General features: G+C 40.0%; 19 protein-coding genes. 7 read left to right on the forward strand and 12 right to left on the reverse strand.

The window, feature by feature from the left end:
* Window positions 1–13: 13 nt before the first annotated feature.
* The gene (locus B3297_RS08545) at window positions 14–3,229 is read right to left on the reverse strand and encodes a SusC/RagA family TonB-linked outer membrane protein (protein WP_286778780.1); all 3,216 of its coding nucleotides are present in this window, start codon (window positions 3,227–3,229) and stop codon (window positions 14–16) included.
* A 491-nt stretch (window positions 3,230–3,720) separates the two neighbouring features.
* Between B3297_RS08545 and B3297_RS08550 the strand changes: the two genes are divergently transcribed.
* Both B3297_RS08550 and B3297_RS24855 read left to right on the forward strand, forming a co-directional pair.
* On the forward strand, window positions 3,721–4,029 hold the full coding sequence (locus tag B3297_RS08550) for a GNAT family N-acetyltransferase (RefSeq protein ID WP_070564064.1): 309 nt from the start codon (window positions 3,721–3,723) through the stop codon (window positions 4,027–4,029).
* Window positions 3,992–4,102, forward strand: a complete 111-nt coding sequence (locus tag B3297_RS24855; RefSeq protein WP_201639204.1) for a GNAT family N-acetyltransferase — start codon at window positions 3,992–3,994, stop codon at window positions 4,100–4,102. Before B3297_RS08550 ends, B3297_RS24855 begins: the two co-directional genes overlap by 38 nt.
* Here B3297_RS24855 and B3297_RS08560 read toward each other — a convergent pair.
* The 6 genes from B3297_RS08560 to B3297_RS08585 all read right to left on the reverse strand — a co-directional run bounded on the left by B3297_RS08560 (window position 4,099) and on the right by B3297_RS08585 (window position 11,224).
* Window positions 4,099–4,995 (reverse strand): polysaccharide deacetylase family protein, encoded by an 897-nt coding sequence (locus B3297_RS08560; protein ID WP_236586054.1) that lies wholly within the window; start codon window positions 4,993–4,995, stop codon window positions 4,099–4,101. The two genes, B3297_RS24855 and B3297_RS08560, sit on opposite strands and share 4 nt — an antisense overlap.
* A 248-nt stretch (window positions 4,996–5,243) precedes the next feature.
* Window positions 5,244–5,993, reverse strand: a complete 750-nt coding sequence (locus B3297_RS08565) for a succinate dehydrogenase/fumarate reductase iron-sulfur subunit (RefSeq protein ID WP_046673445.1) — start codon at window positions 5,991–5,993, stop codon at window positions 5,244–5,246.
* 11 nt (window positions 5,994–6,004) lie between these two features.
* Entirely contained in the window at window positions 6,005–7,921 is a 1,917-nt protein-coding gene (locus B3297_RS08570) for a fumarate reductase/succinate dehydrogenase flavoprotein subunit (RefSeq protein WP_046673351.1), read from the reverse strand.
* A gap of 12 nt (window positions 7,922–7,933) precedes the next feature.
* The gene (locus B3297_RS08575; RefSeq protein WP_070564055.1) at window positions 7,934–8,590 is read right to left on the reverse strand and encodes a succinate dehydrogenase cytochrome b subunit; all 657 of its coding nucleotides are present in this window, start codon (window positions 8,588–8,590) and stop codon (window positions 7,934–7,936) included.
* Between the two features lie 16 nt (window positions 8,591–8,606).
* Window positions 8,607–10,037 (reverse strand): anion permease, encoded by a 1,431-nt coding sequence (locus B3297_RS08580; RefSeq protein ID WP_046673349.1) that lies wholly within the window; start codon window positions 10,035–10,037, stop codon window positions 8,607–8,609.
* Between the two features lie 20 nt (window positions 10,038–10,057).
* Entirely contained in the window at window positions 10,058–11,224 is a 1,167-nt protein-coding gene (locus B3297_RS08585) for a porin (RefSeq protein WP_083295856.1), read from the reverse strand.
* Between the two features lie 320 nt (window positions 11,225–11,544).
* Between B3297_RS08585 and B3297_RS08590 the strand changes: the two genes are divergently transcribed.
* The 5 genes from B3297_RS08590 (at window position 11,545) to B3297_RS08610 (ending at window position 15,647) form a co-directional block, all read left to right on the forward strand.
* On the forward strand, window positions 11,545–12,936 hold the full coding sequence (locus tag B3297_RS08590) for a hypothetical protein (RefSeq protein WP_070564513.1): 1,392 nt from the start codon (window positions 11,545–11,547) through the stop codon (window positions 12,934–12,936).
* A 102-nt stretch (window positions 12,937–13,038) separates the two neighbouring features.
* The gene (glsA, locus tag B3297_RS08595) at window positions 13,039–14,070 is read left to right on the forward strand and encodes a glutaminase A (RefSeq protein ID WP_070564052.1); all 1,032 of its coding nucleotides are present in this window, start codon (window positions 13,039–13,041) and stop codon (window positions 14,068–14,070) included.
* A gap of 21 nt (window positions 14,071–14,091) precedes the next feature.
* The gene (locus B3297_RS08600; RefSeq protein ID WP_070564049.1) at window positions 14,092–14,457 is read left to right on the forward strand and encodes a glyoxalase; all 366 of its coding nucleotides are present in this window, start codon (window positions 14,092–14,094) and stop codon (window positions 14,455–14,457) included.
* Window positions 14,458–14,581: 124 nt separating this feature from the next.
* Complete coding sequence (locus tag B3297_RS08605) at window positions 14,582–15,022, forward strand: carboxymuconolactone decarboxylase family protein (protein WP_115048720.1); 441 nt, start codon at window positions 14,582–14,584, stop codon at window positions 15,020–15,022.
* Window positions 15,023–15,161: 139 nt separating this feature from the next.
* A complete protein-coding gene (locus tag B3297_RS08610) occupies window positions 15,162–15,647 on the forward strand; it encodes an SRPBCC family protein (protein ID WP_286778781.1) in 486 nt (161 codons plus the stop codon).
* A gap of 105 nt (window positions 15,648–15,752) precedes the next feature.
* Here B3297_RS08610 and B3297_RS08615 read toward each other — a convergent pair whose 3' ends face one another.
* The 5 genes from B3297_RS08615 to B3297_RS08635 form a co-directional block, all read right to left on the reverse strand.
* Window positions 15,753–16,439, reverse strand: coding sequence for a Bax inhibitor-1/YccA family protein (locus B3297_RS08615; protein ID WP_286778782.1), 687 nt, complete (start codon window positions 16,437–16,439; stop codon window positions 15,753–15,755).
* A gap of 125 nt (window positions 16,440–16,564) precedes the next feature.
* Window positions 16,565–18,004 carry a TolC family protein gene (locus B3297_RS08620; RefSeq protein WP_070564043.1) on the reverse strand — a complete coding sequence of 480 codons (1,440 nt, stop codon included), beginning with the start codon at window positions 18,002–18,004 and terminating at the stop codon, window positions 16,565–16,567.
* Window positions 17,997–21,161, reverse strand: a complete 3,165-nt coding sequence (locus B3297_RS08625) for an efflux RND transporter permease subunit (protein WP_070564040.1) — start codon at window positions 21,159–21,161, stop codon at window positions 17,997–17,999. Before B3297_RS08625 ends, B3297_RS08620 begins: the two co-directional genes overlap by 8 nt.
* A gap of 21 nt (window positions 21,162–21,182) precedes the next feature.
* On the reverse strand, window positions 21,183–22,265 hold the full coding sequence (locus B3297_RS08630) for an efflux RND transporter periplasmic adaptor subunit (protein WP_046673341.1): 1,083 nt from the start codon (window positions 22,263–22,265) through the stop codon (window positions 21,183–21,185).
* 178 nt (window positions 22,266–22,443) lie between these two features.
* Window positions 22,444–22,740, reverse strand: a complete 297-nt coding sequence (locus tag B3297_RS08635; protein WP_070564037.1) for a hypothetical protein — start codon at window positions 22,738–22,740, stop codon at window positions 22,444–22,446.
* Between the last annotated feature and the right edge of the window lie 20 nt (window positions 22,741–22,760).

Below are 22,760 nucleotides of genomic sequence, written 5' to 3' on the forward strand. Positions count from 1 at the left end.
ATATGACAGTTGGTTAGAACGATAATAATGCGCCAAAATTAATCAATCTTGCCTGCGGATAATATTGCCCTAATGCATTAACGGCTTCTGGGTCATACATTTTGATCTTACTCCACGTCATTAAGTTCATGCCATTTGCATATAGCCGTAAAGAACCAATGCCAATTTTACTACAAATGCTTGAGGCCAGATTATATCCTATTTCCACATTTTTAAGCCGCAAATAATCGGTGCTCCGCATCCAATAGGTATTGTTATAAGAATAATATTGATTGCCACGGTCTGTCAAACGTGGATAAACGCTACTTGGGTTACTGATGCTCCAGCGTTTATCATAGAATTCTTCCACAAAATTTCCGATCGATCCAGATTCATCTGTTCCTACACGTATCTCTCCTCCTGTAGCTCCTTGAAATAGTACCGATAAGTCAAAATCCTTATAGGTCAGACTAAAATTGAAACCTCCCTGAAATGTTGGGTCACTATTCTTGTCTCGTCTTACTTTATCATCGGGGGTAATCTTTCCGTCACCATTGAAATCTTTATATTTCATATCTCCAGGGCGTAAAGTTTTCGTAATGGCACTATAGTCCAATTTATTGTTGGCGATATCTTCCATGTCACGGAATACGCCGTCATAGACATAATAAATATCCGTTTTGATAGGTTTACCTGTACTTTGCTGCCATGCAGGGGCGCCCGGGGCTTCATCCCAGAAGATAATTTTGTTTTTAGCATAACCACCATTCACACCAACCGTGTACCCCAAATCTCCCACCTTGCCACGATAACCTAAGTTAAATTCCCAACCCTTGTTATCCACTTTGCCAATATTTTCTGCCGGTAATGTCATCCCTGTACTTTGTGGTATTGACGCATTTTTTCTCCATAGAATGGAATTACGGCGATTTTTAAAAATATCAAACTCGAAATTCAGCTTTCCTTGTAAAAATTGAAAATCAAACCCTAAATTATAGTTATTGGCAACCTCCCAAGTAATCATCTCATTAGGAACACGGCTTTCAAAAAGGGTTTTGGCTAGCTTATCATTGACGATATAAGTACCAAAGGAATAGGTTGAAAAATATTGATATTCTTGTAATTTATCATCATAGTAGATGTTGTCATTACCCATCTGGCCATATGACGCACGGATCTTGAAATAATTAATCACAGGGACATTTTCCTTCCAGAAATTCTCTTCCGACACGACCCATCCCGCCATGGCACCTGGAAAGAAACCGAACCTTTCACTTTCAGGGAACATATACGATCCGTCATAACGCCAAAGGAATTCTGCGATATACTTGCTTTTATAATTATAGCCAAATCGCCCAAAGTAATTTAGCCGCGCTCTTTTCCATGCAGATCCATCGTTATTTTTTTCCTGTTCTCCACCGGCAAAAAGATAGTCGATCGCATTTGAAAGAAAATAGCGACGATACGCGCTGAATTTATCATTATCAATTGTTTCTCTGTTGATACCGGCTATAGCATTTACCTGATGGTCACCAAATTTCCGCTCAAAGCTTAAGATTCCACCAAGTAAGATATTCAGTTGATCTTCATTGCTTTGGTTTAAATTTGGATCGGCAGGGCCACGTCTTCCAGGAACCAGTTGTGGTGTGCTGCCATCGGCCTCATAAGCGCCCTGCCAAGAATACAAAGTCCAGGGTGTAACCCATGTTTTTTGATTTTTTACATATTTGTCAACAGAGGCATTAAGTGTTAATTTAAGACCATCTATCCAGGGATTTGTAATCTCAACCTGACCATTTGTTTGAAAATAGTAGCGTTTATCATGATCGTAACCTGTCGCATTGGTCGTAATTACCACGGGGTTTTCGCCATTTTCGATATCTGGTCCCGGCATTCCATTAGGCCATATTGCTGGTTGTGTTGGATTTCCCCGCATCAGCATTCTAAAGACCGTGCCAGCACTCTTGGTGGGGAAATTTCGGTTTTCCTGTCTTCCTAAAACACCAAATTGTGTTTTGATATACTGACTTATATTGGCGTCCAGATTGATCCTTAAGTCATACTGTTTATAACCTGTAGCCGAATTTTTATAGTAGGCATCCTGATTTTGATACCCCAAAGACATCAGATACTTGACATCCTCAGTACCGCCATTGATTTGGAGGTTGTGGCGCTGTTGAGGTGACCAGTTTTTTAGCGTAGCTTTATACCAGTCAGTATTGGGATGCCCCCAAGGATCTGATCCGTCTTTGAACTTTTGGATATCTTCTGGTTTAAACGGCGCATCCAAAACTCCTCCACCTTGTTTATTGTAATTGCCTTTCTCGTTGATCGCTGTATAAGCAGCAGACCATTCTTCAACAGGGAGGTTATAAATTTCGAGTTCATTTCTAATTGCCGCAAACTGGGAGGCATCTGTTAATTTAGGAATAACGGTAGGTTGGGAATACCCTTGGTTGAACGTATAAGAAAACTGCGGTTTTCCTGTTTTTCCTCTTCTTGTCGTAACGAGAATAACCCCATTGGCTGCCCTGGCTCCATAAATAGCAGCAGAAGCATCTTTTAGAACCGAGATATTTTCTATATCTCGGGGATTAATACGATCAATTCCTCCTTCACGCGCAGGAACTCCATCAATAACGACTAAGGGACTGCTATTACCCAGTGTATTCGTTCCCCGGATTTTGATATTGGAACCATCGTAGCCAGGCTCGGCGCTCCCGTTGGTTGCTGTAACGCCCGGGACGCGTCCTGTTAATGCATTGGAAACGTTCAATGCCGGTGATTGTGCTAGATCGCTTCCCTTCACAGTGGCTACGGCACCGGTGACAGTCTCTTTGCGTTGCTTTCCGTAACCAACAACAACGACTTCTTCGAGATTCGATTCCGAATTAAGAAGTGTGATATCGATGGTCTGTCTTCCTTTTACAGCTTCATCCATAGATTGTTTGCCGACCATCCGGAAATTAATAATCGCACTTGCGGGGACTTTGTCTAACTTGTATCTACCTTGAACGTCGGTTTTAGTTACTAACTTTGTTCCATTGACGGAAACTGTTACTCCAGGAATTGGCATTCCAGATTCATCATGCACCGTTCCAGAAACACTTTGCTCCTGCTGAAAGAGAATTCCATAGCTTGCGAGGGTTGTAGCATCGACGATTTGGGGACTCAAGGCCACTAGTGAGCACAATGATCCAGTCCAAAACGCTCTCTTCCATTGATTTGAGAAATAATGGCAGTTAATCATAAAAACTGTTTAGTTGTTTAAATTTTGTGTTTAATTAGTTATTTTTTTTACCTCTAAGACGTATCGGTTTAGGTGTCTACTGGAGGCGATTTATAATTGTTTATTTAACATGAAAATACGAAAATAAATATACATTGCAAGTGTTATTTTTACACTATTTAACACTATTGTTATTAAGTGATTGGTAATCAGATAATTTATTGAAAAACAAATCAATTGTAAATTCATTTTCTCAAAATTGTTTCCAGCGCTTTTGCTACTCAACGCAAGATCAAAGAACTAGTAAAACACTGCAAATAGAAAGTCCTGAGGAAAAGTACTTTTTATCATTTAGAAACTATATTATCAATTTTTCAAATATTAATACGCATATTTATCCTATATAATTAGATCTATAATTGATTTTTTCTAAACAACTATGTACCTACAAATAATGGGGCCAAAAACGGCTTTATTAATAGCGAAGAAATAGTTGTATCTACAAAAAAACTATGACTGTAAATATTAGGACAGAAAAGTCAAGTGACACAACGATTGTATTCGAACTGATCCGACTCGCCTTTGAAAACGAACAGTATAGCGATCATCAAGAGCACATTTTAGTAGAAAAACTAAGAAGGACAGCAGAATTTATACCACAACTGTCAATGGTAGCTGAAGCTGAAGGAGAAATAGCAGGCTATATACTCCTGACAAAGGTGAAGATTATCGATAAAGAGAATCAAAAAAACATCCGATTCTCTTGCCTTGGCTCCTGTCGCTGTGCTACCTCAGTTTCAAGGACAGGGAATTGGCGGTAAATTAATTCTTGGTGCTCATCAGATTGCAAAAGAAATGGGTTTTGATGAGATGACAGCTGGCGAACCTATCTAATACTTAATCGGATAATCTTGCATCAATTCAAACTGGTAGCCTTCTTTTTTTAATGCATCAATTAAAGTGGATAACTCCTGCTGCCCTTTTCGCGTTTGAAACATATCATCATGCATTAAGAAAACAACATTATTAGGTACCATTGAGCTTTTGTTGTTCATATAATTTCGGATATGAGACAAGGTAGACTCTTGGCTCTGTATGGGCGTACCAGTAACGCTATTAAGCCGCCACTCGACATCCCAGCCATAAATTGTATATCCGTTCTTATGCAATAGATCGGCTGTGCTGGATCCATTCTTAAGGTCAATCTTACGAACATTATCATATATCCAAATATTCCTTCCTGGAAGCCGAACAATTTTATGTTTTAAATGGAGATCTTTTTCATTCTTTTCAAAATCAGCAAAAGCATTTTGGGGGTTACTATAAAATCTTGAATATTGATTGTTTGCGTGCGTATAGCTGTGATTATAACAGGCTATAAGTGGATTGGATTCATAACGGGCAAGATCGCGTTTTCTTCCTTTGCTCATATTCGCATGTTTACCAATCAAGAATACACTCACTTTAATGTTTTTTTCTTTCGCAATAGAATCAATAAAAGCACTACCAATTAATGGGCCATCATCAAAAGTCAAATAAATATGTTTTGGTTGCTTATCAAATGCTTTCCGCAGGGAGTCCTTTAGCTCACGTCTTTGTTGTTTGATCGGAACAGGGTGTAGACTATCTACTGTAAAGTGTATCTGATTTTTCTGAAGCGAATCCCACCTATTCAACAAATGTGGTATTTTTTCCTTAACAACCAATTTCTCCGTAAGTGTGTCCTTCAGTTCGCCTTTTCCCAAGACTTTGTTTGAAAAATCCTTACATGCGGTTACACTAAACACTATACTACAAATGAAAAGTACCACAAACAACCTACTACACTTCATATCAATCGCTATAACTTAATGAATTTCTTTTTTCAAAATTACTACAAAAACCTATTTATTAACCATAAAATCTTACAAATCCCTACTTTCAGGGATAAGGTGAGTCATCTTCAACGATCCGGTATCGCTCTTTTTATGGCTTCAGTCTTTATTATAAATCCGATATAAGAAACTATCGTGCCACTTTTTTCGACCGTTGGTCTTTATTTCTTTTTAAAAAATAGTGCCTTGTTATACTCAAAATTCATACGTGCGATATTCAGTACAGATATACCTTGTGGACACTCTACCTCGCACGCTTCTGTATTTGAACAATGACCGAAGGACTCCTTATCCATTTGTTTGATCATATTTAATACCCGTTGACTACGCTCTTCCTTTCCTTGTGGTAATAGTGCCATATGGGTGATCTTTGCTGAGGTAAAAAGGGCCGCGCTGCCATTTTTGCACGTCGCCACACAAGCACCACAACCTATACAGGCTGCCGAGTCAAATGCCGATTCAGCTAATTCATGAGAAATAGGAATGGCTGTTGCATCTGGAGCCTGTCCTGTATTGATAGAGACAAATCCACCAGAAGAAATAATTCGATCGAATGCGGAACGATCCACTTTCAGATCTTTTTTTATATGAAATGCGGCTGAACGAAAAGGTTCTATGGTAATGGTATCCTTGTCTTTAAATGAACGTAAATGTAACTGGCAAGTCGTCGTATGCTTAAGGGGCCCATGTGCAATGCCGTTAATCATCATTCCGCACTGCCCGCAAATTCCTTCACGACAGTCGTGATCGAACTCGACGGGCTCTTCTCCTCCTGTTATCAACTGTTCATTTAAAGTATCCAACATTTCCAAAAAAGACATATGCGGATTTAGGTCAGTTAATGTGTACGTCACTAATTTGCCTGTAGCATTGCGATCCTTTTGTCGCCATATTTTAAGATATAAATCCATAATCATTCATTTTATTTATAGCTCCTAACAGTTGGTTGTATTTCTTCAAAGGTCAACGGTTCTTTGACCAACTCAGGTTCTTCATTTTCTCCCTTCCATAACCAAGCGGAAATAAATTGGTATTCGGCATCGTTACGTAGCGCCTCTCCGTCTGCAGTTTGATATTCTTCCCGAAAATGCGCTCCACAGGATTCATTTCGCGTCAATGCATCATAACACATCAGTTCTCCAATCTCAAAATAGTCTGCTACACGTCCGGCTTTCTCCAGTTCGCTATTTAACGTATCGGCCTCGCCGCTGACAATAACGTCCTTGAAAAATTCTTGTTTTAGCTTTCTAATTTCTTCAATAGCATAGCGAAGCCCTTTTTCATTACGTGCCAGCCCACAATAGTCATAGAGTATTTTGCCGAGTGTTTTATGGAAATAATCCACAGTTTTACTGCCTTTGATTTTCAAAAATACGTCGATTTGTTTTCTAACATCCTCTTCAGCACGTTCAAACGCAATATGATCTGTGGAAATTTTCCCCGTATGAATATCGTTTGCCAAATAATTGGCAATCGTATAGGGACCGATAAAATAGCCATCGACAGATGCCTGAAGCAGTGAGTTTGCCCCAAGTCTGTTTGCACCATGGTCCGCAAAATTAGCTTCGCCAAGCGCAAATAAACCTGGCAGACTCGTCATCAACTCATAATCGACCCATAAACCGCCCATGGAAAAGTGTGCAGACGGTGAAATCATCATCGGTACGCTATAAGCATCATATCCCGTAATCTTTTCATACATGTCAAATAGATTACCATATTTTTCCTGTATTTTCTGTTTCCCCTGTTCTCTGATAGCCTTCGCAAAATCAAGATAAACAGCATTTTTGAGTGGACCAATCCCAAAGCCGGCATCGATCCGTTCCTTTGCCGCCCGAGAGGAAATATCCCGTGGGGCAAGATTTCCAAATGCGGGATACCGTCGTTCTAAATAGTAATCCCGTTCTTCCTCCGGAATAGCGTTGGGTTCTCGCGTCTCACCTTCCTTCATGGGGACCCATATTCTTCCGTCATTGCGCAAAGACTCCGACATTAAGGTTAATTTAGACTGATAACTGCCCGATTGTGGTAAGGACGTCGGGTGAATCTGAATCCAGCTCGGAGAAGCCATTAATGCGCCCTTTTTATGTGCGCGCCAGATTGCCGAACCGTTACATCCCATAGCCAAGGTCGATAGGTAATATATTTTACCATAACCTCCTGTTGCTAATACAACTGTATGGGCCGCATGCCGTTCAATATCGCCCGTATCTAGATTACGTACGATAACACCACGTGCCTTTCCATCGATAACAACAACATCAAGCATCTCATGTCGTGTAAAAAGTTGCACGGTTCCCTTTCCTACCTGGCGCATAAGTGCCTGGTAGGCGCCCAAAAGAAGCTGCTGCCCGGTTTGGCCTCTTGCATAGAACGTCCGACTTACCTGTACGCCGCCAAAAGAGCGATTATTTAAATAGCCGCCGTATTCTCGTCCAAAAGGAACTCCTTGGGCTACAGCTTGATCGATCAAATTAAGTGAGCATTCTGCCATGCGGTATACATTTGCTTCACGTGCACGGAAATCCCCTCCTTTTAAGGTGTCAACAAACATTCTGTAAACGCTATCTCCATCATTTTTATAGTTCTTTGCCGCATTTACCCCGCCCTGCGCTGCGACGGAATGCGCCCGTCGCGGACTGTCCTGAAAACAAAATGATTTCACCTGATACCCCATCTCGCCAAGGGAGGCTGCAATAGAACTACCCGCCAACCCTGTACCAATCACGATAACATCCAATTTTTTGCGATTGGCGGGATTAACTAATTTGGCAGTCTTCTTATAGCGTGTCCATTTTTCATCCAATGGCCCTTCTGGTATTTTTGAATTTAATATCATGATTTATCCGCTTTAGTTTACTGTAAAGAATATATAAACAGGCATCATGGCAAAGCCCAAACTAATGATAACCGAATAGCCAATGCCAAGGATCTTAAACCATTTGACAAATTTTGGATGAAATAATCCTAAGGTTCGAATTGCGCTATGAATCCCGTGAATAAGATGATAACACAAGGCTATCATAGATAATACATAGATAAGGACGTACCACCATTGTTGGAAGACAGCGATGACCAAAACATATAAGTCCTTGTTCCCCCGCTCATCAAGCGGGGTTGCACCAAATTTGTATACATACCAAAAATTCTGAAAATGGATAACTAAAAAGATGAGAATTATAGTACCTAAAATTCCCATATTACGCGAGTACCATTTGCTTGCTCTTCCGCGATGATCCGATTTATAAACAGCTCCCTCCTTTTTATTTTTTAATGTAATGACAAGGCCATCTAAGGCATGAAGGATAATGCTGGCATAAAGTACATAAGAGATAATCTTGATCAAGATATTGCCCGCTAGAAAATGTGAGTAGGCATTAAATTGTAAATGTGCTTGTTCCTGCGGCAAGAATAGCTGTAAGTTCCCTAGGAAGTGAATCAGCAAAAAGAACGCTAAAAACAATCCAGTCAGGCACATGAGCATCTTTTTTGACAAAGTAGATAACATAATAAGATCCTAATTTTTAATAATAACCTATAACCTTCATCCACAATCCACCAACACCCATGTAAATCACCAATAATACGATACCGATTTCCAATCCACGCAACCACCATGATTTTAAATCAACATAGCCACTTCCGAAAAATACCGGTGCAGGGCCATGGCCATAATGTGTTAATACACCATAGATGGAGCCTAGAAATCCAAGCATCATCGCAAGCAGCATTGGTGGAATGCCTAAAGAAACACCGACACCCAACAAAGCGGCATACATCGCTGCTACATGGGCAGTGGCGCTAGCGAAAATGTAGTGACTAAAGAAGTAAACAAGAATAATGACAGGAAAGGCTATTTGCCAGCTCAAATCACCAATCTGTACTTTAATCAAATCACTAAACCAGCCGATGAATCCCAATTCGTTTAATGAACTGGCCATCATGACCAACACAGCAAACCAAACAATCGTATCCCATGCTCCTTTTTCTGCTTTAACATCCTCCCAGGTCAACACAGAGGTTAGTAACAGTAGCGTTAAACCTATAAAAGCCGTCGTTGTAGCATCAATTGAAAAGGATCCACCAAAGATCCATAATGCCAATAAGATAAAGAATGCCAAAAGCATTAACCACTCATTCCTCGAAATAGGCCCCATCTCTTTTAGTTTCTGTGCCGCCATCTTCGGCGCATCGCCTGTTTTTTTTAATTCAGGCGGATATAATTTGTAAAGAACAAGCGGTACCACAAAAAAGGCGACAATACCAGGTATGAATCCCGCAATGGCCCAGGACATCCAAGTAATGTCGATTCCCAGGTTAGCAGCAAATTTTTGACACATTGGATTACTGGCCGTCCCAGTCAAAAACATCGAAGATGCGATAAGATTCATATAATAGCTATTTAAAGTAAGATAGGATCCCAATTTCCGATGTGTCTCTGGTTTATCGGGGACGGAATCAAAACTAATAGCCATGGATTTCATAATTGGATATATAATTCCACCGCCTCGAGCCGTATTGCTCGGGATTGCTGGAGCTAAACAGACGTCTGCCAGTCCCAATCCATAGGCTAACCCGAGCGAACTTTTTCCAAAAACACGAATGAAAAGAAATGCAATCCGATTGCCAAGACCGGTTTTTATGAAACCGCGAGCAATAAAAAAAGAGATACCAATCAGCCAGATAACTTTGTCGCCAAAACCGGTCAAAGCTTTGGTAATGGATTTACCAGCATCTCCGGGGGCCAACACTTGTGTCAGCGCAGTAAATGCTATGGCCATCATACACATGGTACCCATTGGAGCTGCTTTTAAAATAATCCCAAGAATAGTTGCTGCGAAGATAGCAAAGAGATGCCAAGCTTCTGGGCTGACTCCTTTCGGTATTGGGATAAACCATAAAATGAGTGCCACAAGAAAAGTGATGGCAATATTTTTAATACTGATTTCTTTCATAATAAGCGTGGTTTAATAAATTAGAATCGACTTTGCACTTGAATAATAAATAAGTTCTTATTGAATTCACTGGTATTTTCGGTCTGCTTTTTATACCGGTCTAACTGGACACCAAGCTGAATCCTTGCACCATAATTTTTTAAAAATTCTAGACCGAACATCGGTGTGTATGTTTGACGTCCATTTGCATTTAGTTTATAATTAGGATCAATGTATTCATATCGGCAAGATAGCTCGAAAGCGCTTAGGTTGAAATAATTTACTTCGTATCTTAAGTTTGGAAGAAAATAAATACCCCGTACAAGGTAATCGCTCAATTTGGAGCTACGAGCACTCTCGTCCAACGAATAGTACAGGCTATGATTGATCGCCTGTTTTGCTTCCAGCTGCATATCGAGATTCCAGCGCTTGCCAAAGTTCACATTTCCGGTTAGATCAACACCCAATGCGTGCACCTGTTTTTTCATAACCTCGCCAATCCCCCCATTGAGCCCTAAGTTAACACTATACTTCTTCGAAAGGCCAAAGACAAGACGCGTAGCATATTGTTTGCCATTGTCGTTATCGACTACCTGATTTTTTCCATTTCCATTTACCACGGATAACGAGTAGCTAAAAGGCATTTCCCCAAGCGTGGTCTCACCTGTCGCTGCCACGCCGATCTGAAAGCTTGCCCAGCCGAGTTTGCCAAACTCAAGATATTGATTGGACCAATCCAATGATTTGATAATATCAATTGGATAAGTCTCTTCAATACCAAACCAGGGACGGAATTGGCCTACTGTAATCGCCAATTTGGGACTAAATGTATATTTCAAATAAGCATTTTCGAGAACTTTTGTTTTCGGATCGCTTTTAAAATCCGCGAGATTTGCCAAAACTGTCACCTCTGTGCGTTTGCTAATTTGGGCACGCATCTGAACGCGCATATACTTCACCATAAAATTGTTGTCCGTACCAGAACCATCACTGTGATGCAGTCCATTAACGTCTACATCTTTTGTGCCACTCACAAGGTATCTGGCCTGAAATAAACCTTTTACCTGAAGCTTGGGATAAATCGTATCATCCTTGGTTAGTTTTACAGAATCTACTTTGCTTTGTTGTTCGGTCCCTACTTCTTGCCCGTTGGCCAGGTTATTCAATAGTGAGCACGCAATAAGGAGTGGAATGTAATGTTTCTTCATATCAAAACAATTTGGCCTTAGCGAGTAGCCCGGCCTACTTTTCGTTGTTAATAATGTTACTTCTTCGATTTGGTATTGTAGTAACAACAGATAACATTAGAAAATGTTTTGTTATTTTAATATAATTTAATAACTGTAAGAAAACCAGTCCGATTCTAAAATGGTATCGTGTAAATTCCATGTTTTTGTGTAATTTCACGGACGAACATTAAACTAATCTAATTTTCAAATTCGCAGATTGATCTTTTAAGGAGCCATTGAACTCACTGAAAACTTCGCGCGTAAATTATGGTATGCAATTTTTAGAATCGATAAATATTATGAAAGAAAAATTAATCAAGACATGTTTTATTTGCCTGCTTCTCCTGATCATTCAGGGTTTTTCAATAACCACAAGCCACGCTGCTGACAAAGAAAAACCCGCCATGTTTTGGACTTGGCTAGATTACAACGCCAAAACAAACTTTGATTCAATTTGCCGTGAGATGAATTATTTAGGAATCGATGGCGTAATGTTAAATGCCGCCAGTCCAGACGAGTATCGGGTAGCAATTCCCATTGCAAAAAAATATGGCATCCAAGTTATCGCGTGGCTTTGGACGATGAACTTGGAACATGACAGGGATAAAATACTCCAAGAACATCCGGATTGGTTCAGCGTCAATCGAAATGGTAAAAGTCTGGCAGATACCACTGCATACGTTGGTTATTATAAATTTTTGTCACCTGTTGTGCCCGGAGTAAAAGAGTATATCCGTAAAAAAATCGAATCCTATTGTGAAGTCGAGGGATTGGAGGGGATTTCTATTGACTATAATCGCTACGTGGATGTTGTCCTCCCTACAACCCTTTGGCCTAAATACAATATTGTTCAAGATCGTGAATACCCAGCTTGGGATTACGGTTACCATCCAATTGCAATAGCGAAGTTCAAGAAACAGTATGGTTATGATCCGAGAGCACAAAAAGATCCATCGAAAGATCTAAAATGGCGCCAATTTCGTTGCGATCAGATAACCGATATCGCCAATATGATTGCAGACATCGTTCACTCCCATGGTAAAACAATGGCTGCATCCCCATTTCCGACTCCCAAAATGGCTTCTCGTATGGTGCGCCAAGATTGGGGTAAGTGGAATTTGGATGTTGTTTTTCCGATGGTATACAGCAATTTTTATACAGAAGATCCAAGCTTTATTAGAGATTGTACATTAGAAAATGTGCGCGATAAAGGAGCAAATACGACGCTATATTGTGGATTGATGGCTAAAAATAATGAAGAAATATTTGCCGATATGGATGAGGCGCTAAATAATGGTGCGCAGGGAATTTCTATTTTTACCATCCATAGCTTAAAAGATCCGCAGATAAGGGAAAAATTTAAAAACTATACAGCTGCTGCGAAAGCTAAAAAAGCGCAAAATAATGGAACTTTAACCCATTCGGCACATGTGAAAATCGAAAATAATCCTTTCAAAAAAGAAGGTATTATGAAATTAATCAACCAAAAGATACAAGATTTGGTACGCTCAGAAAATCCTGCTGCCAGCCCGATAGCATTATCAAAATATAAAAAAATAGATGCATACGATGTAACTCAAAAATACCTGGTTACTGATCAGGTGAGCAAAAAGAATTTTTACGTCACCTTCTTTTTCTATGGCGGTATACTTTCCGGTTGGAATGTTGATCCAGCTCCAAATGCAGCCTAAAGGATGACCTACTAGATGGAGGTGCTAAAATGTTACTTATTTGGCACCTCTTTTCTTTTAATACACTGTTCCCTATCTTTGGAACAAACAAATACTGAAAAAATGAGAAAAAATGTCAGGTTGGTAGCCTGTATTATAGGTTTGATATGTTCCGGATCAATTACTGTATCGTTTGCTCAAAACAACATTCAAAACCAGCGCAGTACTAAGAGCGCGATCATTGATAAAGCGCTATTGGATAAAATATTGGATAAAAATAGGCAATCATTCAAAGAAGGTAAAGTGGCTGATTACATCCCGGAATTAAGTAAAGCCAATGCAGCATCTATCGCACTTTCGGTGGTAAATAGTGATGGAACAATCGTTAGTATCGGAGATGTACAACAAAGATTTACAATTCAGAGTATTTCAAAAATTGTTTCCTTGATGGTTGCTGTATTGGAAAATGGCGAGGAAGTTGTTTTTAATAAAATGGGATACTATGGAACAGATAAACCCTTCAATCATTTTGCGAATTTGGAAACATCGGGTAAACCGCTCAATCCGATGATGAACGCCGGCGCCATTTTAACGACATCGCTTATTAAAGGAACAGGTGAGGAACCTTTTGTTAAAATAAGGGATATGATTCGCTTTATAACGAATAATGAAAAAATCGATTACAGTAGATCTGTATACCATTCGGAACGGGAGACTGGAAATCGAAACAGAGGCATGTTCTACCTGATGCGCAACAATGGACTCATTGATGGTGAAGGTGAAGACAAACTCAATAATTATTTTAAGCAGTGCTCCATTGAGATAACTGCGGAGGATCTGGCTAAAATAGGTTTCTTTTTTGCCCATCATTGCGTGCGCTATGATGGAAATAAGCAATACTATAACCCAGATCTATCTCAGCTAGTTCAATCACAAATGCTCATTGCAGGGATGTACGAATTTAGTGGCGAATATGCCAGAACTGTCGGACTTCCAAGTAAATCGGGCGTTGGTGGCGGAATCACAGTAAGTGTACCGAATAAAATGGGTATAGGGGCCTACAGTCCAGCATTGGATCAACATGGCAACTCTGTTGCAGCATATCGCATGATATTGGACTTGGTAAAAGAGAAATCGCTGGGCCTCTTTAATTAGTTTTCAACCTTTCAAAATCATATGACACGAACAGAACCCATAATTGCTGTAAAGAGCGTCTCCAAAAGCTCGCTATTCTACCAAAAGCTTTTGGGCTGTACCAGTCAACATGGCGGCGAAACATTTGAAATTCTCACGGATAACGGGACTGTCATTCTCTGTTTACACAAATGGGGTGAGCACGACCACCCTACTATGCAAGATCAAAAACATGCGGGGAATGGATTTATTTTATTCTTTAGAGTAGACAATTTACAGCAAATCTTCGAAAACGCTACTTTGTTAAATGCATTCATAGAGAAAGATATACATTACAATGAGAACTCGCTAAAGGATCAATTTATCCTGCGTGACCCCGACAACTATTACCTGATTGTATCAAACTAGGCTACTATAGCTGTATATCGATTGAATGGAGGCTTGTCTTCATACGTAAAATTTCCATTCTTAAACCAGTTTAATTTTTTTAGCGTATACTAATCGCAACTTTGTCTTATCAAAACTTAAAACAATGAACACACGATTGAATATTGCAAAAGTAGATGCGGTAGCCTATAAGGCGATGATGGGATTGGAAACCTATCTCAATGATATTTTTTTAAATCCAATTCAAAAGGAACTCATAAAAATACGTGCTTCTCAAATCAATGGCTGTGCCTTTTGCTTAGATATGCACACGAAGGATGCGCTGAAGTATGGTGAAACGCCACAACGGATATTTTTATTAAATGCCTGGCGGGAAACGAATCTATTCACTAAGGAAGAACAGATTTTGTTGGAGATGACAGAGGAGATCACATTGATACATCAAAAGGGTTTGACAGAAAGCACTTTTCAAAAAGCAAAAGAAATATTTGAAGAAAAGGAGATTGCACAGATTATTATGGCGATCATTACCATAAATGCGTGGAATAGAATTGGCATCAGCACCCATTTAGAACTATTAAAGTAGTGCTACGCTTTGATTACAAAAAAGCCTCTTTCAATATTGGAAGAGGCTTTTTTCATTGCTAAATATATTCCTGTTTTTTCCAATAAAAATCCCGATTATCCTTTATCTTTATTAGGAAAACCAATATGAATGCATGATTATGAAAATCCTAAAAAAAATCCTAATTGTTTTGGCGATCATCATCGCTATTCCCTTAATTACTGCAATCTTCGTCAGTAAAGACTTCTCGGCCCAGAGTGAGATAACAATCAATAAGCCAAAGCAGGAAGTGTTCAACTACGTGAAAATGCTTAAGAACCAAGATAACTTTGGTGTATGGCAACTATCAGACCCGCAAATGAAAAAAACTGAACAGGGTGTAGATGGTCAAGTCGGCTATAAATCCAGCTGGGATGGTAAGAAAGTCGGTAAAGGTTCACAGACCATTACAAAAATCGTCGAGGGCGAAACAATTGAAACGGCCCTCGATTTCGGTATGGGTGAACCAGCCAAGGGTTATTTCATCTTAAAAGAGATCTCGCCTAATCAAACTTTGGTGACCTGGGGAATTTCAGGAAAATCGCCCTATCCATGGAACTTTATGAACTTATTTATGAATATGAATAAAGACTTCGATCAGGTCTGAAAAACTTAAAAAATAGACTAGAATAGCGACTATACAATGCAAAAAAAAGTGGTTAAAATAAACTTTACTTTAACCACTTTTTCTCATTTTTAAAAGGAACAAAATTTATCTTCTGCGCATTAAAATTCGTAGAATGTACCAGAACAGCAACATGATTGATGAAAATAGCTGCAAGGCTGCCCCTACATATTGTTCGTTGCCGTAACTATACTTCACATTTTGAGTTTGATAGAGTATGCTTCCAGAAGCAAGTGCAATCATGGCAACCGAAAACCATAATCCAAGTTCAAAACCAAAAATAGCTCCAGCAACAATTGCCCCCAAAGATAAGAAGCCTCCAATCACCAGGATATTTCTGAGAAATGAAAAATCTTTATTGGATACAAATGCAACGACAGTAAGGCCGGTAAACAAGGCCAAAGTCATTATACTTGCCTGATAAATGACACTAATTCCTTCGGTCATAAATACCGCCATAAAAATCATCGGCAGGAAGATGATTGCCTCCAGTACAATATAGAATGCTAGGCCTAAATATTGGGTTTGACGGCTTTGCGAAAGTGTCCATCTTGATGAAAGTGTGGAGCCCAACCAAAAACATCCCAATAAGAACAACCAAATAAATTTTCCGCTAACCATCCAAACGATAAAATCATAAGGGATCAATTTGATCAGCAAAGTTTCCAAAACGATAAATGCTAAAATCGAAAGCGCAACATGAAGATAGGTTTTTTTATAAAAAACGCCCCTTTCAGCGTCATCATTGATAAGAATATACTCTTGTGATTCCATAAAACAAATACAATAGATTAAATAAGGATTAAAAATAAGCATTTATTCTATTTTCACAAGAAAGAAGTTTGCATAGGCTTATAAAAAAAGAACCCCGCCTAGCGGGGTCCATTCAAACAAACAACTTATTTCCAGCCTCCTCCCAAATCTTTATAGATATTGACAACAGCATTGAGCTGCTGCTTCTTTGTTTCTATCAATTCAAGTTTTGAATCCAGTACATCGCGTTGTGTCATTAAAACCTCCATATAGTCTGCCCTCGCTGATTTAAAGAGATCATTTGACACAGACACGGAATTATTCAGAACCTCAACTTGTTTTGTTTTGAAATCGTAGCTGCGCCCGAGGTTTTCAATATTAGAAAGTTGTGTAGAGACTTCTAAGTAAGCATTCAGAATCGTCTTCTCGTAATTATATACCGCCTGTATTTGTTTCGCGTTGGCTGTATTAAATTCCGCTTTAAGCCCATTTTTGTTGATCAAAGGTGCTGCAAGCTCCCCTATTAGATTATACAAAACTGATTCAGGCATCTTAAATAGATAAGAAGGCTTGAATGCCTGTAAACCCAGAGCAGCCGAAATCTCCAAAGAAGGATAAAACTCTTTCCGCGCGATCTGTACGTCCAACTTCGCGGCAGCGAGCTCATACTCGGCCTCACGAATATCAGGTCTATTGCTTAGTAGTTGGCTCGGTATACCTGTCTTAACTTTCGCCGGGATCAGATCGACAAAATTGCTTTTGTCACGTTTGATCTCTTGTGGGAAACGTCCCAATAGAAAATTAATACGGTTTTCAGTTTCTTTGATCTGTTGCCGCGTCTCAAATTCCATACCTTTGGTCTTCAACACTTCGGCTTCAAACTTTTGAACCGCCAGTTCTGTTACACGAGCAGCCTGTTTCTGCAATCGGATTACCGAAAGCGCATTGTCCTGAAGCTCGATATTTTGTTTGATAATAGCCAACTGATTGTCCAATGCCAATAATTCATAATACGAACGGGCAACTTCGGCAATAAGGCTACTTAAGACAAAATTTTTCCCTTCTACCGTAGCAAGATAACGGTTCAGTGCTGCTTGTTCGGAGTCCTTCAGTTTTTTCCAAACATCGATTTCCCAACTGGCATACGCACCAATGGTCAAATCTCCTAGTGGATCCGGCATTTCCTTTCCAGGGGCAATTTCTGTACTGGCATCACCGGCCCCCTGACTGGTGTATCGTCCAACTTTTTCAACACCACCTCCGGCACGTAAACCAACAGTGGGTTTCAATGCTCCTTTTCGTAAAAGAATATCATTCTTTGCGATCGCCAACTCCTGCAAAGTAACATTCAGCTCCTGATTGTTTTTCAACGCTGTATCGATCAATACAACTAAATTTGGATCCGTAAAAAATTCACGCCACTTAACCGACGCTGAATTCGTTGTATCTGATTGAGCTACATCTGTATACTGCTTCGGAACGAATTTATTCTCCTGTATTTGTGTCGCTTTGGGAACCTTACATCCCGTCACTGCTGCTGAAAGCGAAAATGCAATGACCCATTGTATTTTTCTGCGATTAGTCATTATTATCAAGTTCTTCAGTTAATGGATTTTCATCTTCGTGTTTAATAAGCTTGCGTTTGGAGGCAATAGTCCCGAAGATAAAGTATAAGCCCGGTATCACCACAATACCAAAAACCGTCCCTAACAACATACCTCCCGCTGCCGCTGTACCGATCGTACGGTTTCCAATTGCACCTGGGCCTGAAGCCATAACTAAGGGAATCAACCCGGCGATAAAAGCAAATGATGTCATCAAAATAGGTCTAAACCTTACTTTTGCACCGTCCAAGGCAGCCTCAATGATACTCAATCCCTGCGAATGCCGTTGAGCGGCAAACTCAACAATCAACACGGCATTTTTACCAAGTAGACCGATAAGCATGACCAAAGCAACCTGCGCGTAAATATTGTTTTCCAATCCCAATAACTTCAATAGTAGAAATGCCCCAAAGATTCCGATTGGTAAAGAAAGCAACACCGCAAAGGGCATAATAAAGCTCTCATATTGAGCGGAAAGTATCAAGTAAACGAAACCGAGACAAATTAAGAAGATATAAATTGCTTGATTTCCACGACCTACCTGATCTTTGGAAATACCAGCCCAATCAATGCCATAGCCTCGTGGTAAGGTCTTGGCAGCGACTTCATTAATCACCTGAATTGCTTCACCACTGCTATAACCTGGTGCGGCAGAGCCCGAAATTTCAGATGCCATATACATATTGTGCCGGGTGATCTCAGAAAGACCGTAAACCTTTTCCATATGCATAAATGCTGAAAATGGTACCATTTCGTCTTTATCATTCTTCACATATAGTTTTAAGATATCTTCCGGCAAAGCCCTGTATTGCGGCAAAGCCTGAACCATAACTTTATATTGACGGTCATACTTAATGAAATTTGTTTCGTAATTACTGCCCACCAAAGTCGAAAGCGTATTCAGTGCATTATCAATGGTAACACCCTTCTGTTGCGCCAGATCATTATCGATATGCAACATATACTGCGGAAAACTTGCACTATAGAAGGTAAATACAGACGATAATTCAGGCCTTTTGTTCAATTCACGCACAAAATCCTTACTTACCGTTTCCATTTTCTTGTAGTCGCCAGAACCTGCTTTGTCCAGAAGACGAAGCTCAAATCCACCCGCAGCACCATAGCCCGGTACGGCCGGCGGTTGGAAAAACTCGATAGACGCTCCTGGAATATTTTTGGCAGCGGCCTCCAGTTGCTCTATGATCTCCTGCGAGGATTCTTTACGTTCTTCCCAGCTTTTCAAGTTGATCAAACAAGTACCTGTATTTGCCCCGGTTCCTTCAGTCAGGATTTCATAACCAGCCAATGAAGATACCGATTGTACACCATCAATGTCTTCAGCTTCTTTTTGCAATGTCTGGGCCGCTAGATTGGTCCGTTCCAATGTCGATCCTGGCGGCGTTTGAATAATAGCATAAATCATCCCCTGATCTTCATTGGGGATAAAACCTGCAGGAACAGCATTATTCAAAAAATATGCGCCAATACAAAAACCAATTAATACTAAAAATGTAAAAACGCGCTTATCCACTATGCCCTTCAACAAGTAAACATATTTGTTGGACATCTTATCAAACAATCTGTTGAAAGAATCCAGGAATTTATCGATAATGGATTTCTTTCTTGCCTTTCCATGGTTATTCTTCAGCATAATCGCACATAAAGCCGGAGTGAGTGTCAATGCCACAACACCCGATAAGATGATGGAAGTAGCCATGGTAATGGAAAACTGCCTATAGAATATCCCTACGGGGCCAGACATAAAGGCAACCGGAATAAAAACCGCCGCCATAAGGAATGTGATCGCAACAATGGCACCACTGATTTCGTGCATCGCTTTTTTGGTCGCCTTATAGGCCGAAATATGAAGCTCTTCCATTTTAGCATGGACAGCCTCAATAACCACAATCGCATCGTCCACAACCACACCTATGGCAAGCACCAGTGCAAACAATGTGATCAAGTTGATGGTAATGCCAAAAAACTGCATGAACAAAAATGATCCCACCAATGAAACCGGCACTGCAATGGTTGGAATCAAGGTCGAGCGCCAATCTCCTAAGAATAGAAAAACCACAATAGCAACAAGCACAAATGCTTCCAATAAAGTATGGACTACTTTTTCCATGGATGCATCCAAGAATTTTGATACGTCATAGCTAATTTCGTAATCCAGCCCTTTCGGAAAGGAAGCTTTCAATTCCTTCATTTTGCTTTTAACGTCTTGGATTACCTGAGAAGCATTACTTCCATAGGATTGTTTTAAGACAATCGCTGCAGATGGTTTTCCATTCAGTGTAGAGTAGATATCGTACATCGCCGAACCGAATTTGATTTCCGCAACATCTTTTAAACGTAACATTTCACCATTTTCACCCGCACGTAAAACGATATTGCCATAACCTTCCGTAGTTGTAAAACGCCCCGGGTATTTCAATACATATTCAAAAGACTGGGAGGTCATACCAGACGACTCCCCGGCTTTACCTGGTGAAGCTTCCAAACTTTGCTCGGATAAGGCTTTCATCACCTCTTCTGCAGAAATCTTGTAGGCTGTCATACGATCAGGTTTCAACCAAATACGCATCGCTAATTCGCGTGTTCCAAGAATATTTGCCACCCCGACACCGTCTACCCGACGTAATTCGGAGACAATATTCATGTCCGCATAGTTATACATAAAATTTCCATCAAGCTCCTTGTCTTTACTGTAGAGATTGATGTACATTAACATATTGGATTCTTCACGTGTAATCTTCACCCCTTCACGGACCACAATTGGCGGAAGCTTGTTAACCACAGAGGCTACGCGGTTCTGTACATTTAAAGAAGCCTGATTCGGATCCGTTCCTAGGTTGAATACGACCTGAATACTTGCTTCCCCGTCATTACCGGCATCGGAAGCCATGTATTTCATTCCAGGAACCCCATTGATCGCACGTTCCAGCGGAATGATAACTGATTTAATCATCAACTCACCATTGGCTCCAGGATACTCGGCAGTGATGTTCACCTTCGGTGGCGATATTGACGGAAATTGTGTTACAGGAAGCTGTACCATAGAAAGCACACCCAAAAACACAATGATCAGTGATATCACGATCGAAAGTACTGGTCTATTTATAAAACGACTAAACATAGTAATTTAACTGTAAGGGATCTATTCTGTTTTTAACTTCAAATTTGAGATGGCGTCTTTAGGTTGCACAAAGCTGTAGCTGATTTTATCATCCTCTTTTGCTTTCTGAATACCATCCAACAAAAATTTATCATCTTTTTGAAGTCCGCTCGTTACCACATACAGATCTGGTAGGGAGTTACCAATGGTGATATGACGGGCTTTTAATTTGCCCTCCTTATCGATTACATACACATATTTACGGTCCTGCATTTCGTATGTCGCTTTCTGTGGAATAATTAAAACCTGTTTCAGCGGAAAGTTCATCACCACCTTGCCGCTCTCGCCATGTTTTAATAGACGGTTTGGATTGGGAAATTTCGCTCTAAAAGCAATATTTCCCGTCTCACTGTTGAACTCACTTTCTATGGTCTCCACAAGACCATTTTGAGCGAACAACTCATTATTGGCAAGCAACAAGCCGACATGAGTATCTCCACGTTTACTCACGTTAGTTTGATAACTTAAATATTCAGGTTCGGAGACATTGAAATAAACCAGCATCTCACTGTTGTCGGACAGACTTGTCAATAATTCACCTTCATCCACCAAACTTCCCAATTTCAATGGAATCCGATCAATGGTTCCGTCAAAAGGTGCCCTGATTTCTGTAAAGGAGAGATGTAATTTTGCAATCGCAGCCTCAGCTTTGGCTTGCTCAAGTTTTGCTTTAGCCATCGCGAGTTCATTGGGCGATACGACATTTTTATCGGCAAGCGTTTTTGTATTTTGAACTTCAATTTCTGCTACATTAACTTCTGCCGAAGATTTACGGTATTCGGCCTCATACATCTTCGGCATAATCCGAAAAAGTAATTGCCCTTTATGGACAAATTGTCCTTCATCTACGAAAATCTGCTCGAGATAGCCCTTTTCCTGAGCCCGAAGCTCAATATTTCGGAAAGACCTAATCTGGGAAACAAAGTCCTTACGGATAGTTGTGTCCATTTGCACCGGAGAGGTCGCTGTAAATTTCTCTTTTTCTTCCTTTTCTTCCTTTTTGGAAGTACACCCGATTTGGCATAAGGTAATAGCCAAACTAGCGAGCATAAATACTCTTTTCATTTGTAAGCGTCTAATTAAAAAAATAAGTTTGATTGTTTGTTGTCTTGGTTGGTGAAATGACCTCTATTTTGGTTTATGGTCGTTCCGACTTGTTCATAGATTGTACAAATCGATTACGACTGAGCAGAGCATCCCTTAGGATATCCACCAAAGCATATGAAATTTCGAAGGGTATATTTTAAATTCTCCAGTTTTGTTGAAGAACGTATCTTTGAGGGAAAAGATAGGCTATGAAATTGCAAAAAGGTATCTTCTTTGCAAATCGAAAAACGAAAACAAAAAGGACAATAGCAAAAAGTAGCAGCGCAACAAATTGGGATGTCACCTGCAAATCCTTGGTCAGTTGAAAATTTTCGGCATCAAATTCCTCGATAACTGGATTATCACTGTGAATATTACCGTAAAATAGCGGATCGATGTGGTCAACTGATGCGTCAATATACTGCTGTACATCAGCATGATTATGCTGATACATAAAACTAACAGTTGGTCGGT

The sequence above is a fragment of the Sphingobacterium sp. UBA3519 genome (genome assembly GCF_002377215.1).
Lineage (GTDB): Bacteria > Bacteroidota > Bacteroidia > Sphingobacteriales > Sphingobacteriaceae > Sphingobacterium > Sphingobacterium multivorum.

Excerpts from the sequence above, each read along its gene's own strand:
- B3297_RS08545 (WP_286778780.1), bottom strand. The coding sequence starts at position 3,229 with ATGATTAACTGCCATTATTTCTCAAATCAATGGAAGAGAGCGTTTTGG.
- B3297_RS08550 (WP_070564064.1), top strand. The coding sequence starts at position 3,721 with ATGACTGTAAATATTAGGACAGAAAAGTCAAGTGACACAACGATTGTA.
- B3297_RS08565 (WP_046673445.1), bottom strand. The coding sequence starts at position 5,993 with ATGGATTTATATCTTAAAATATGGCGACAAAAGGATCGCAATGCTACA.
- B3297_RS08570 (WP_046673351.1), bottom strand. The coding sequence starts at position 7,921 with ATGATATTAAATTCAAAAATACCAGAAGGGCCATTGGATGAAAAATGG.
- B3297_RS08575 (WP_070564055.1), bottom strand. The coding sequence starts at position 8,590 with ATGTTATCTACTTTGTCAAAAAAGATGCTCATGTGCCTGACTGGATTG.
- B3297_RS08580 (WP_046673349.1), bottom strand. The coding sequence starts at position 10,037 with ATGAAAGAAATCAGTATTAAAAATATTGCCATCACTTTTCTTGTGGCA.
- B3297_RS08585 (WP_083295856.1), bottom strand. The coding sequence starts at position 11,224 with ATGAAGAAACATTACATTCCACTCCTTATTGCGTGCTCACTATTGAAT.
- B3297_RS08590 (WP_070564513.1), top strand. The coding sequence starts at position 11,545 with ATGAAAGAAAAATTAATCAAGACATGTTTTATTTGCCTGCTTCTCCTG.
- glsA (WP_070564052.1), top strand. The coding sequence starts at position 13,039 with ATGAGAAAAAATGTCAGGTTGGTAGCCTGTATTATAGGTTTGATATGT.
- B3297_RS08600 (WP_070564049.1), top strand. The coding sequence starts at position 14,092 with ATGACACGAACAGAACCCATAATTGCTGTAAAGAGCGTCTCCAAAAGC.
- B3297_RS08605 (WP_115048720.1), top strand. The coding sequence starts at position 14,582 with ATGAACACACGATTGAATATTGCAAAAGTAGATGCGGTAGCCTATAAG.
- B3297_RS08610 (WP_286778781.1), top strand. The coding sequence starts at position 15,162 with ATGAAAATCCTAAAAAAAATCCTAATTGTTTTGGCGATCATCATCGCT.
- B3297_RS08615 (WP_286778782.1), bottom strand. The coding sequence starts at position 16,439 with ATGGAATCACAAGAGTATATTCTTATCAATGATGACGCTGAAAGGGGC.
- B3297_RS08620 (WP_070564043.1), bottom strand. The coding sequence starts at position 18,004 with ATGACTAATCGCAGAAAAATACAATGGGTCATTGCATTTTCGCTTTCA.
- B3297_RS08625 (WP_070564040.1), bottom strand. The coding sequence starts at position 21,161 with ATGTTTAGTCGTTTTATAAATAGACCAGTACTTTCGATCGTGATATCA.
- B3297_RS08630 (WP_046673341.1), bottom strand. The coding sequence starts at position 22,265 with ATGAAAAGAGTATTTATGCTCGCTAGTTTGGCTATTACCTTATGCCAA.
- B3297_RS08635 (WP_070564037.1), bottom strand. The coding sequence starts at position 22,740 with ATGTATCAGCATAATCATGCTGATGTACAGCAGTATATTGACGCATCA.